Genomic DNA, 12,229 nt, shown 5'->3' with positions numbered 1-12,229 from the left:
CGAAGGCCCCCGTCCGGAACCGGATGGGGGCCTTCGTCACGGAGTGCCGCTCAAAGCACCTTCGAGAGGAAGTCCTTCAGCCGCTCGTTCTTCGGCGCGCCGAACAGCTCGGCGGGCGGCGCCTCCTCGACGACGACTCCGGCGTCCATGAACACCGTGCGGCCCGAGACCTCGCGGGCGAAGCCCATCTCGTGCGTCACGAGCACCATCGTCATGCCGCCGGACGCCAGGTCGCGGATGACCTGCAGCACCTCGCCCACCATCTCGGGGTCGAGGGCGCTGGTCGCCTCGTCGAACAGCATGATCTCGGGGTCCATCGCGAGCGCGCGGGCGATCGCCACGCGCTGCTTCTGACCGCCCGACAGGGATGCCGGCTTGGCATCGGCCTTCTCGGCCAGGCCCACGCGGTCGAGCAGAGCCAGAGCGCGCTCCTTCGCCTGGGCCTTCGAGAGCTTGCCGAGCTCGACGGGAGCGAGAGTGATGTTCTCGAGCACCGTCATGTGCGGGAACAGGTTGAAGTGCTGGAACACCATGCCGATGCGCTGGCGCACCTCGTCGAGCTTGACGCTCTTGTCGGTCAGGTCGACGCCGTCGACGATGACATGGCCCGACGTGGGCTCCTCGAGCTTGTTGAGGCAGCGCAGCAGGGTCGACTTCCCCGACCCCGACGGGCCGATGACCGCGACGACTTCGCCGTCCTCGACCGTGAGGTCGATGCCCTTGAGCACGTGGTTGTCGCCGAAGGACTTGTGCAGGTCTCTGACCTCGATCTTGCTCATGCGGTGAACTTCCTCTCCAGGCGGTTCGCGAGCAGCGTCAGAAGCGTGATCACGACGAAGTAGATGATGGCGACGATCGTCAGCACCTGCGCCGACAAGTACGTCGAGGCGATGATCTGACGCGACACGAAGGTCAGCTCTGCGAGGCCGATGACGCTGATGAGCGACGTGTCCTTGAGGGTGATGATGCCCTGGTTGACGAACGAGGGGACCATGATGCGGAACGCCTGAGGCAGCACGACCTTCTGCATCGTCTTCCAGTGTCCGAGACCGAGCGAACGCGACGCTTCGGCCTGGCCCGGATCGACGGCCTGGATGCCACCGCGGATGATCTCCGTCATGTACGCGCCCGTATTGAGCGAGAGCGTGATGGCGCCGGCGACGAAGGGGTTGAACGTGAGCCCGGGGAAGAGCTGCGGGATGGCGAAGAACACGAAGAACGCCTGCACGAGGATCGGTGTGCCGCGGAAGACGTAGACGTAGGCCGTGGCCACCCAGCGGAACGGCGCGAAGGCCGAGACGCGGCCGAAGCCGAAGATGAGGCCGAGGATGAACGCGGCCACGATCGCGACGAGCGTCGCGAGGATCGTGAGCCAGAGGCCCTCCATGAGAGCGGGCCAGTACTTCACGGCGACGGAGAAGATGTCGGTCGCCTGCGTGGTCTCCTCGCCGCCGGCGAGGTAGCTGTCGACGATCTCGTCGTACTCTCCGGAGGCCTGGAGATTCGCGAGACCCTCGTTGAACATCTCGATCAGCTCGGGGTTCTGCCCCTTGTTGACGGCGAACCCGTACTCGCCGCCGAGCTCGGGCTCACCGATCAGGCGGAAGCCCGACCCCTGCTGGATCCCGTAGGCGAGCACCGGGAAGTCCTCGAAGTAGCCGACGGCCTGGCCTGCCTTGACAGCGTCGACCATGTCGGTGGTGTCCTGGTAGGGCGTGATGCGGAAGCCGTACTCGTCCTGGTTCTCCTCCGCGAAGGTCTGGCCCTGCGTGCCGGTCTTGACCGCCACGGCCTCGCCGTCGAGGTCGTCGAGCGACTGGATGTCGCTCGACTCGAGCACTCCGAGCTGGATGCCGCTGGTGAAGTACGGCTCGCTGAAGTCGAACGTCTCCTGGCGCTCCTCGGTGATCGACATCCCGGCCATGACCGCGTCGACCTGGTTCGCCTGCAAGGCCTGCACGGCGGCGTCGAATCCGAGCTGACGGATCTCGACCTCGAAGCCCTGGTCCTTCGCGATCGCACGCAGCAGGTCCATGTCGATGCCGACGAGCTCACCGTCGGGAGAGGTGAACTCGAACGGCGCGAACGTGGTGTCCGTGCCGATGACGTAGGTCTCGGAGTCATCGGCCGCAGTCGCGGCGGAGGCTCCGCCGAGCAGGGCTCCGACGGCGACGAACGCCGTGAGCGCCATCGCCCCGGCGGTGCGTCCGAGCGCGCGCAGGCGCGCGGATGCAGAGGTGGGATTTCGGATCACGACGGATGCTCCTCAGAGGGGACGGGGGGCAGGATGCTGCCACCGGGATGGTCGTCGACCATCAACCCTAACCGGCGACGACCGGCACCCCTGTCCCGGAGGCGCTTCGCGGATCGGCGTCAGAGCGTGATCCAGTAGCGCCGGAGCATGGCGTGTCCACGCTCCGACTGGTCGCTGACGTCCTGCAGCACGCCACCGGCGCCCTCGATCGTTCGGTAGGAGCCGACGTTGTCGTCGTCGCACGTGACCAGCACGCGCTCGAGTCCGATCTCGCGGGCACGCTCGAGTCCGAGCCGCAGCGCGGCCGATGCGTAGCCCTGGCGACGACGGGAGGCGCGCACCGAGTAGCCGATGTGACCGCCCGCCTCACGCAGCCATTCGTTGAGCTCGTGACGGAAGGACAGGAACCCGACGACCTCGCCGTCATCCACGATCCAGTACAGATCGTTGTGCACGGCATCCTCGGGCAGCTGCGCGGAGGTGTCGGAGAGAACCGCCGACTTCTCGATCAGCGCGTCCAGCGTCGCCCGATCCGGGGTGACCGGCGCCTGCAGACCCGACCCGTCGACGTGCCCGTCACCGAACTCGGCGACCGCAGCCGCCCAGGAGTCGAACAGGTCGGTGGTGGGCCTCGTGAGCTCGATCGTCATCGCCCGATGAGATCACATCCGCGGTGACGGCCGCAAACCGGGAGAGCCGGGCCCGCTGCACGATCGCGCAGTCGACCCGGCTCGCCGACGGACCGGTCACGCTGCGGGGGCGGGCGCCTCCGCGGGGGCGGATGCCGCGGCATCCGCCTTGTCGTAGCGTCCGAGGAAGAGCGACGCCACGAGAGCGATGACCATCACGCAGGCCGGCAGCAGGATTGCCTGCGACATGCCGGCGGCGAATCCCTCGGCGACCTGCGGAGGAAGCGATCCTCCGCCTTCGATCCCCGCGGATGCGTCGGCGAGACCCGGCAGGTTCGCTTCGAGACGCGACTGCATGAACGCGGCGATGGATGCCGAGCCGATGACCGATCCGATGGTGCGGGTCGTGTTGTAGATGCCCGCGCCGGCACCGGCCTGGCGGGGAGGCAGCTTGCGCGTCGCGGTGGTGGCGAGCGGTCCCCACATTCCGGCGTTGCCGACGCCCATGAGCGCCGAGGGCAGCAGGAACATCCAGATCTCGGTGTCCATGTTGATCAGGGCCGAGTACCAGACGAGCGCGACGACCACGCAGAGCAGACCGGGGATGAGGATGATCCGCGGGTCGATGCGGTCGAGCAGCTTGCCGGCGAACGGGGCGAGCACGCCCGACAGCACGGCCATCGGGATCAGCAGCAGCGCGGCCTGCGTCGGGGTGAGCCCTCGCGCCGTCTGCAGGAAGAACATCATCGGCAGCGACATGCTCGTCACGGTGAAGCCGACCGCGGCGATCGCGACGTTCGCCCCCGAGAAGTTGCGGTCGCGGAACAGTGCGAGAGGCACCAGGGCCTCGCTGCGCGTGCGCGCCTGCTGCACGATGAAGAGCGCGAGCACGACGAGGCCGGTGATGATGATGCCCCACACCGAGATCGGTCCCCAGATCACGCCCCAGTCGAACTTCTCGCCCTCCTGCAGTCCGAAGACGATGAGGAACAGCGCCACCGCGCTGAGGATGACGCCCAGGATGTCGAACCGGTGCGCACTGGTCTGCAGCTTCGGGACGAGCCTCCACGCGAGCACGAAGGCGACGATCCCGACGGGGATGTTCACGAAGAAGATCCACTCCCAGCCGAAGCCGTCGACGAGCAGGCCCCCGACGAGCGGTCCCACGAGGGTCGCGACGCCGGCCGTCGCACCCCACAGCCCCATGGCGGCGCCGCGGCGCTCGGGCGGGAACGTGCGGGTGATCACGGCCATGGTCTGCGGCGTCATGAAGGCGGCGCCGAGCCCCTGCACGGCGCGAGCGGCGATCAGCATCTCGAGCGAGTTCGACAGCCCGCACCAGAGCGAGGCGAGCGTGAAGATCGCGAGGCCGATGAGGTAGATGTTCTTCGGGCCGAACCGATCGCCGAGACGGCCCGTGATCAGCAGCGGCACCGCGTAGGCGAGCAGGTAGGCGCTGGTGACCCACACGACGTTGTCGAGGTTGTTGGTGGTCGGGTCGAGCGCCGCCTTGATCGCGGGGTTCGCGACCGAGACGATCGTCGTGTCGACGAGGATCATGAAGAAGCCGATGACGAGCGCCCAGAGCGCGGGCCAGGGGCTCGCGGGTCGATGCCCGGCGGCGAAGGTGCCGGTCGAGGGACCGGATGACCCGGATGCCGTGGGCCGGCCTCCGGTCGAGGGGGAATCGGTCATTGCTGTGCAGCCTTTCGCTGAGCGAGGTAGCGGTCGGTGTTCTCGAAAGCCGTGGGCCCCCAGGGGAACTCCTCGGCCTCGAGACGATCGAGGAGCGAGTCGAGCCAGCGCAGCTCGGCGTCGAGCAGCACCTCCTGGCGCTCGAACTCGACGAGCACCTGCTCGGGGGCGCCCCTTCTGCGAGCGCCGACCAGCCCGTCACGGTGCAGCGCGTGGCCTTCGGCGAGCGCGGAGCGACGCTCGCGGAGGCGGTCGATGACGTCGGGACGCTCGAGATTGTGAGCCTCGGCGAGTGCGATGCGGAACTCGGCCGGGCGCTCGATGATCGACAGCTCGCGACGCAGCCAGGCGATCAGCGCGTCCCGTCCGGCATCCGTGAGCGTGTAGGTGGTGCGCTCGGGGCGGTTGCCCTCTCGGTCGATGCCCACCTCGTCGATGAGACCGGCCCGCTGGAGTCGGCCGACCGTGTGATAGAGCGTCCCGTTCGTGACGGCGAGCAGCCGTTCGTCGCGGCGCACGCGCATCAGGCGCACCATCTCGTAGGGGTGCATGTCGCCTTCGCGCAGCAGCGCCAGCACCATGACGCCCATCGGGGTCAATCGCTGCATCGGCCCCTCCCCAGATGGTTCCGCTTGAAATAGTCCATGTGGACTATACGCCTGGCACGCGTCATCGACAAGACGGCGCCCGCGAGCGTCAGCTGCTCAGCTTGCGCAGAGCCGATCCCTTGTGCGCCGCGGTGTCGCCGCTCTTCTCCGACTTCACAATGTAGGCGGGATCGTCGTCGGAGGCGGTGAAGCTCTGCCCGGCGAACCGGAAGTCCTTCGTCCGCTTCTCCTCGACGGTGCCGTGCGTGCGCCCCTGCGACGTGTTCCAGCTCACCCGGTCCCCCGTGGAGAGATCCTTCGTCATGACTCCTCCGTTCGTCTTCCGTCGAGCCTCGCCGATGCATCGGAGGTCGCACCAGGGCTTGACACGACACCGGCGACGTCGACCCGGGATAATGGGCGGGTGAGCACACCTTCGGACAGCAACGCGCAGACCATCCCCGGCTGGCGCCACATCTACTCGGGCAAGGTCCGTGACCTGTACGCCTCGGACGACGCCGCCGACACCCGCATCCTCGTGGTCGCGTCCGATCGCGTGAGCGCGTTCGACTTCGTGCTCTCGCCCGGCATCCCCGAGAAGGGCGCGCTGCTCACGCGTCTCAGCCGCTGGTGGTTCAGCGAGCTCGACGATGTGCCCAACCACCTCGCCGACGGTGAGATCCCCGCGAGCGTCGCCGACCGCGCCATGCTCGCGCAGTCGCTGGAGATGCTTCCGGTCGAATGCGTCGTGCGCGGCTACATCACCGGATCCGGATGGGCCGAGTACACCGAGAGCGGCACCGTCTGCGGCATCCCGCTGCCCGCCGGCCTGCAGAACGGCGACCGCCTGCCCGAACCGCTGTTCACCCCGGCCTACAAGGCGCCGATGGGCGAGCACGACGAGAACATCACCTTCGAGCAGACCGTCGAGCTCGTCGGAGCAGAGCGCGCGGCCGAGCTGCGCGACGTCTCGATCTCGCTCTACACACGGGCCGCCGCGATCGCCGAGGAGAAGGGCCTGATCCTCGCCGACACCAAGTTCGAGTTCGGGACGGATGCCGACGGCGTCCTGCACCTGGCCGACGAGGTGCTCACGAGCGACTCGTCCCGGTACTGGGATGCCGAGGCCTGGCGCACCGGAACCTCGCCGAGCGAGCGCATGGCGAGCTTCGACAAGCAGATCGTGCGCGACTGGCTGGCCGCGAACTGGGACAAGCAGGGTGAACCGCCCGTGCTGCCCGACGACATCGTCGAGCGCACCGCCGCCCGGTATCGCGAGCTCATCGAGCGCCTCGGGGCCTGAGGCCCGGTACCGCCCCCGTCCCTCACTCCGTTTCCCACTCGCTGCTAAGGAGATCTCACCCAGCGAAGGGGCGATCTGCGGATGCGGTCCTTCATTGCGCGAGTTCTCCTTCGTAGCGCGCGGCGACCCCGCCGCTCCTCCGTCCCCGCGCACCCAGCCAACACTCAGGAATCGGTAGTGTTGCTCCAGCACTCCCACTCCCCCCGATCCTGAGGAGCCCGCATGCCCCTGTGGAAGACCCACGGAAACGGACGCACCGTCGAACCCGGTGCCGTCGTCAAGCCCGAAGAGCGCCTGAACTGGCCGGCCACGATCGCGATCGGTGCCCAGCACGTCGTCGCCATGTTCGGAGCCACGTTCCTGGTGCCGACGCTGACCGGCTTCCCGGTCTCGACGACGCTGCTGTTCAGCGGCCTCGGCACCCTGATCTTCCTGCTGATCACGAAGAACCAGCTGCCCAGCTACCTCGGCTCGTCGTTCGCGTTCATCGCGCCGATCACCGCCGCGGTCGCAGCCGGCGGCACCGGATCCGCCCTCGCGGGCGTGGTCGCGGTCGGCATCCTGCTCACGGTCGTCGGCCTGGTCGTGCAGTTCGCCGGCCTCCGCTGGGTCGACGCTCTGATGCCCCCGGTGGTCGCCGGCGCGATCGTCGCCCTGATCGGCTTCAACCTCGCCCCCACCGCGTGGAACAACTTCCGGATCGACCCCGTGACCGCGACCATCACGCTCGTCGCGATCATCCTGTTCGCGGTGCTGTTCCGCGGATTCCTCGGACGCATCTCGATCTTCCTCGGCGTCGCCGTCGGCTTCATCTACGCCGCCTTCACGGGCTCCTTCGAGGTCCCCAACGCGCTGCGCGGAGGCAAGACGCCGGCGGAGCTCATCGCCGACGCCCCCTGGGTCGGTCTGCCCGAGTTCCAGCTTCCGGACTTCGTCGCTCCCGGCACCTGGTCGACCATCGCGATGTTCCTGCCGGTCGTCCTGGTGCTCGTCGCTGAGAACGTCGGGCACGTGCGCGGCGTCGCGACGATGACCGAAGACCCCGCGATCAACAAGCACACCGGTCGCGCGCTGATCGCCGACGGGGTCGCCACGACCATCGCCGGTGGTTTCGGCGGCTCGGGCACGACGACGTACGGCGAGAACATCGGCGTCATGGCCGCGACCCGCGTCTACTCGACCGCCGTCTACTGGGTCGCCGGTCTCTTCGCCATCCTGCTGGCGTTCTCGCCGAAGGTCGGCGAGGTCTTCAACTCGATCCCCGCCGGTGTGCTCGGCGGCGCGACCACCGCGCTCTACGGTCTCATCGGCATCATCGGCATCAAGATCTGGGTCGACAGCAAGGTCGACTTCTCACGACCGGTCAACCAGTACACCGCGGCCGTCTCGCTCGTGATCGGCGTCGCCGGCTTCTCGATGCAGCTCGGCGACTTCGCCTTCGGCGGCATCGTGCTCGGCACGGTCGCCGCTCTGCTGATCTACCACGTGGGCAACCTCATCGCCCGCGCCCGCAAGACCGGCGCCGACGACCCTCGCCCCCTCGAGGCCGTGGGGCCGCTGGGCGGCGACCCCGCGTAATCACGCTCGACTCGCGAACGCGAAGATCCCGGATGCCGCCGCTGAGGTGGCATCCGGGATCTTCGTGTCAGGGCGCGGTAGCGCTCAGGCGATGACGGCGAGCACCGCGTCGGGCGCGACCGAGGCCGAGAGCTCCACACTGTGCGACAGCGTGCCGGCACGATGGGCGGTGACCGTGGTCTCCATCTTCATGGCGTCGAGCACCGCGATCGGATCGCCCTCGGCGACGCTCGCCCCGTCGTCTGCGAGCCACCGCACGAGCGTTCCCGGTGCCGGAGCACGCAGCTCGGTCGGATCGGATGCGGCGGGCGCACCTCCGGAATCCGCCAGGCCGCCGAGCCCCGCGAGCAGCGCCATCGGGAGCCCGAGCACGACACGGCGCCCGTCGATCTCGACGGGGAAGCGCTGGAGAGCGGCATCCGGTGCGGGGGCGGGACGCAGTTGCGGCTCGAGGCGCGGCAGCAGGGTGCTCTCGATCCACTGGGTGTGCACCGCGAAGGTCTCGGTGGCGAACGCCTCGTCGTCGAGCGCGAGCATATCGAACGGGATGAGCGTGGCCGGCCCCTCGACGACAAGCTCGCGCAGCGCCCGACGCGCCCGCACGAGGGCCGCGTCGCGGTCGTCGGCATGCACGACGAGCTTCGCGATCATCGAGTCGAAGGCGGGCTGAACGACGTCGCCCGCCTCGATGCCGCTGTCCCAGCGCACACCGGGTCCGCCGGGGATCCGCAAGGACTCGACACGACCGGGGCTGGGCAGGAATCCGCGACCCGGGTCTTCGGCGTTGATCCGGAACTCGAAGGCGTGCCCGGTCGGCATGGGCGTCTCGGTGAACGAGATCCCCTCGCCGAAGGCGATGCGGAACTGCTCGCGCACGAGATCCGTGCCGGTGACCTCTTCGGTGACGGGGTGCTCCACCTGGAGTCGGGTGTTCACCTCGAGGAAGGAGATCGTGCCGTCGGCCGCGAGGAGGAACTCGACGGTTCCTGCGCCCCGGTACTGCACCTCGGCGCAGATCGCCCTGGCCGCGTCGTGGAACCGCGTGCGCTGATCCCTCGACAGGCCCGGCGCGGGTGCCTCTTCGATGAGCTTCTGGTTGCGTCGCTGCATCGAGCAGTCTCGATCGCCGACGACCACGACGCCGCCGAGTCCGTCACCGAGCACCTGGACCTCGATGTGGCGCGGGCTCTCGAGGAAGCGCTCGACGAAGCACTCCCCCCGCCCGAAGGCGGCGATGGCCTCGCGCGTCGCGGCCTCGAAGGCATCCGCGACCTCCGACAGCTCATGCACCACCTTCAGCCCTCGGCCGCCTCCGCCGAACGCCGCCTTGATCGCGATCGGAAGCCCGTGCTCCTCGGCGAAGGCCACGGCCTCCTCGGGGCCGGCAAGCGGCTGGTCGGTGCCGGCGGCCAGGGGGGCCCCGACGCGCTGCGCGATCCGGCGCGCGGTCATCTTGTCGCCGAGCGCATCGATGCTGTCGGGCGACGGGCCGATCCAGATGAGGCCCGCACCCTCGACGGCCCGCGCGAACTCCGCGCTCTCCGAGAGGAATCCGTAGCCCGGGTGCACGGCATCCGCACCGCTCGTGCGGGCGGCGTCCAGCAGCGCATCGATCGAGAGATAGGTCGTCGCAGCGGTGTCTCCCCCCAGTCCGACAGCCTCATCGGCGAGCCGCACGTGCAGCGCATCGGCATCCTGGTCGGCGTAGACCGCGATCGACGTGTACCCGGCTTCGACGCAGGCGCGGATGACGCGCACGGCGATCTCTCCGCGATTCGCGATCAGCACCTTGGTCATGAGGTCTCCTTGACGATGAAACGGATGCGCACGCCGGGCGGCAGCTGCGCGGCGAGGTCGAGGCTGCGATCGGTGAGGGCGCCGATGATCGGATACCCGCCGGTGAGCGGGTGATCCGGGAGGAACAGCACGGGCTGACCGTCAGGCGGCACCTGGATCGCCCCGGTGACCGCCCCTTCGCTGGGCAGCTCGCCCCCGACGGAGCGCGCGAGGGGCCTGTCGCCCTCGAGCCGGATGCCGACGCGGTCCGACCGCGGGGTCACGGTCCACTCCTGGCCGGCGAGCGTCGAGAGCGCTGCGGGGGTGAACCAGTCGTCCCGAGGGCCGAGGGTGATCTCGAGGTCGACGACGTCACCGGATGCCGGCAGCGTCCGCGGGGTGACATCCGGCTCGACGGGATGCCGTGCGGAAGCGCCGATGCGCAGCACGTCTCCGGCAGCCAGCGGATCGGGCCCGAGCCCGGCGAGGGTGTCGCTCGCGCGGCTGTCGAGCGCCGTGTCGACGGCCACTCCGCCACGGACCGCGATGACGTAGCGCAGCCCGCTGGTCGGATGCCCCAGCGTGAGCTCGTCGCCCTCGACGGTGGCGAAGGGCGCGCCATGGGCGATGCGACGCGCCACACCGTCCGCGTCGATCAGGTCGAGCGCCCCGACAGCGCCCGTGACAGCGGCGACCCCGGCGCCCCGGAATCGCAGCACGGCACCGCCGACGCTCTCGAGCACCGCCGCGCCGCTCGCATTGCCCACTGCCCGGTTCGCCTCGCGCATGGCGCGGCGATCGGCGACACCGGACGCCGAGACGCCGAGCGCCGCGAATCCCGGACGACCAGCATCCTGCACCAGCAGCTGCATCGACGGACGCACGACCTCGACGGCCGGGGACGCCGGAGAACCCGGGTCCGTCGCGCTCGCCGCGGCGTCTCGCTCGGTGACGCGCCGCGCGTCGGCACGATCGTCTGCGTTGTCCGACATCACGGCCTGCGCCCGCACCTGCTCGAACCGCACCGTCGTGCCGGGCGACAGCAGCGCGGGAGGGTCGCGATCGATGTCCCACATCAGGGCATCCGTGCGTCCGATGAGCTGCCATCCGCCGGGGCTCTCGCGCGGGTACACGCCGGTGAACTGGCCGGCGAGGGCCACGGATCCGGCCGGCACACGGGTGCGGGGCGACGAGCGGCGGGGCACATCGAACAGCGGATCACTGCTCACCACATACCCGAAGCCGGGGGCGAAGCCCGAGAAGGCGACCGTCCACTCGGCGGCGAGGTGGCGGTTCACGAGCTCGGATGCCGAGACACCCAGCAGGGACGCCGCCTCGTCGAGGTCTTCCCCGTCGTACCGCACCGGAACAGTGACCTCGCCCGTGGCCGGCAGATGAGCGGTGTCGATCTCGGTCGCGGCGAGCGCGCGGGCGAGATCGGCGGCCGACACCGCCAGCGGATCGAACCGCACGAGCACCGTGCGAGCGCCGGGGATGCGCTCGACCACGCCGTGCACGCCGTCCCACGCGAGGTTCAGACGCATCGCCTCGTCGAGGTCGGCCGCCTCGACGAGAAGCGCGTGGTCGGATGCCGTGAGGATGCGCATCAGACCAGGTACTCCGCATCGGGGACATCGGTGACGAACATGTAGCCGGGCGCGTGGGTGATGGCGAACGGCGGCTTCGAGGCCATGATGGCGGCCTGCGGCGTGACGCCGCACGCCCAGAACACCGGCACCTCGCCCTCGCGCACCTCAGGGGCATCGCCGAAGTCGGGGCGGGCGAGGTCTGCGATGCCGAGCGATGCCGGGTCGCCGATGTGCACCGGGGCCCCGTGCACGGCGGGGGTGCGGCCGGAGATCTGCACGGCATCGGCCACACGGTCCGCGGGGATCGGTCGCATCGACACGACCATCTCGCCGCTCAGCCTGCCCGCGGGGGTGCAAGTCACTGCGGTGCGGTACATCGGCACGTTGCGTCCGAGTTCCTGATGGCGGATCGGGATGCCCGCCTGCACGAGCCCGGACTCGAACGTGAAGCTGCATCCGATCAGGAACGAGACGAGGTCGGGTTGCTCCTCCCACGCCTCGGTCGCATCGGAGACCTCGTCGACCAGTTCGCCGTCGCGCCAGACGCGGTACCGGCCGATGTCCGTGCGGATGTCGCTGCCCGGGGCGAGCCGCGATTCCACCTCGCCCTGTTCGATGACCTCGAGCACGGGGCACGGCTTCGGGTTGCGCTGTGCGAAGAGCAGCGTCTCGAAGGCCCAGTCCGCGGGCACCGAGATGAGGTTCGCCTGCGTCAGTCCGACGGCGACGCCGCTGGTCGGCGCGGCGTGCCCCGCCCGGATGGCGGCTCGCGCTGCCCGCGCGGCGGCGAGCTGGTCGGGGGTGGCGAGAACGGTCAT

11 protein-coding genes are annotated in these 12,229 nt (G+C 69.5%); 2 read left to right on the top strand and 9 right to left on the bottom strand.

What is annotated here, in order from left to right; translation table 11 throughout:
• Nucleotides 1–50 precede the first annotated feature (50 nt).
• From BMW26_RS02075 to BMW26_RS02050, 6 genes are all read right to left on the bottom strand, one after another.
• Nucleotides 51–779, bottom strand: coding sequence for an amino acid ABC transporter ATP-binding protein (locus BMW26_RS02075; protein ID WP_056276496.1), 729 nt, complete (start codon nucleotides 777–779; stop codon nucleotides 51–53).
• Nucleotides 776–2,254, bottom strand: a complete 1,479-nt coding sequence (locus BMW26_RS02070) for an amino acid ABC transporter substrate-binding protein/permease (RefSeq protein WP_072590633.1) — start codon at nucleotides 2,252–2,254, stop codon at nucleotides 776–778. Before BMW26_RS02070 ends, BMW26_RS02075 begins: the two co-directional genes overlap by 4 nt.
• Nucleotides 2,255–2,373: 119 nt before the next feature.
• Nucleotides 2,374–2,904, bottom strand: a complete 531-nt coding sequence (locus tag BMW26_RS02065) for a GNAT family N-acetyltransferase (protein ID WP_072590632.1) — start codon at nucleotides 2,902–2,904, stop codon at nucleotides 2,374–2,376.
• A gap of 96 nt (nucleotides 2,905–3,000) precedes the next feature.
• Nucleotides 3,001–4,578: a DHA2 family efflux MFS transporter permease subunit gene (locus BMW26_RS02060; protein WP_072590631.1), complete on the bottom strand. Its 1,578-nt coding sequence runs from the start codon at nucleotides 4,576–4,578 to the stop codon at nucleotides 3,001–3,003.
• Entirely contained in the window at nucleotides 4,575–5,186 is a 612-nt protein-coding gene (locus BMW26_RS02055; protein WP_053098603.1) for a PadR family transcriptional regulator, read from the bottom strand. The genes BMW26_RS02060 and BMW26_RS02055 overlap by 4 nt, the downstream gene beginning before the upstream one ends.
• Before the next feature lie 88 nt (nucleotides 5,187–5,274).
• A complete protein-coding gene (locus tag BMW26_RS02050) occupies nucleotides 5,275–5,490 on the bottom strand; it encodes a DUF2945 domain-containing protein (RefSeq protein WP_072590630.1) in 216 nt (71 codons plus the stop codon).
• 99 nt (nucleotides 5,491–5,589) lie between these two features.
• Between BMW26_RS02050 and BMW26_RS02045 the strand changes: the two genes are divergently transcribed.
• Together BMW26_RS02045 and BMW26_RS02040 are read left to right on the top strand one after the other, a co-directional pair.
• Complete coding sequence (locus tag BMW26_RS02045) at nucleotides 5,590–6,468, top strand: phosphoribosylaminoimidazolesuccinocarboxamide synthase (RefSeq protein ID WP_072590629.1); 879 nt, start codon at nucleotides 5,590–5,592, stop codon at nucleotides 6,466–6,468.
• 222 nt (nucleotides 6,469–6,690) lie between these two features.
• Nucleotides 6,691–8,046 carry a uracil-xanthine permease family protein gene (locus BMW26_RS02040; RefSeq protein ID WP_056276489.1) on the top strand — a complete coding sequence of 452 codons (1,356 nt, stop codon included), beginning with the start codon at nucleotides 6,691–6,693 and terminating at the stop codon, nucleotides 8,044–8,046.
• A gap of 84 nt (nucleotides 8,047–8,130) precedes the next feature.
• On the opposite strand, the gene BMW26_RS02035 is transcribed toward BMW26_RS02040, so the two are convergent.
• The 3 genes from BMW26_RS02035 to BMW26_RS02025 are packed head-to-tail and all read right to left on the bottom strand — an operon-like array spanning nucleotide 8,131 to nucleotide 12,229.
• Nucleotides 8,131–9,843 carry an acetyl/propionyl/methylcrotonyl-CoA carboxylase subunit alpha gene (locus tag BMW26_RS02035; protein ID WP_072590628.1) on the bottom strand — a complete coding sequence of 571 codons (1,713 nt, stop codon included), beginning with the start codon at nucleotides 9,841–9,843 and terminating at the stop codon, nucleotides 8,131–8,133.
• Nucleotides 9,840–11,429, bottom strand: a complete 1,590-nt coding sequence (locus BMW26_RS02030; protein WP_072590627.1) for an urea amidolyase family protein — start codon at nucleotides 11,427–11,429, stop codon at nucleotides 9,840–9,842. The genes BMW26_RS02035 and BMW26_RS02030 overlap by 4 nt, the downstream gene beginning before the upstream one ends.
• Entirely contained in the window at nucleotides 11,429–12,229 is an 801-nt protein-coding gene (locus BMW26_RS02025; RefSeq protein WP_072590626.1) for a putative hydro-lyase, read from the bottom strand. Before BMW26_RS02025 ends, BMW26_RS02030 begins: the two co-directional genes overlap by 1 nt.

Origin of the sequence: Microbacterium sp. 1.5R, from assembly GCF_001889265.1 — a bacterium.
Taxonomy (GTDB): Bacteria; Actinomycetota; Actinomycetes; order Actinomycetales; family Microbacteriaceae; genus Microbacterium.
Note: the sequence above shows the minus strand (reverse complement) of the source record. Positions and strands in the feature narration are given on the sequence as shown.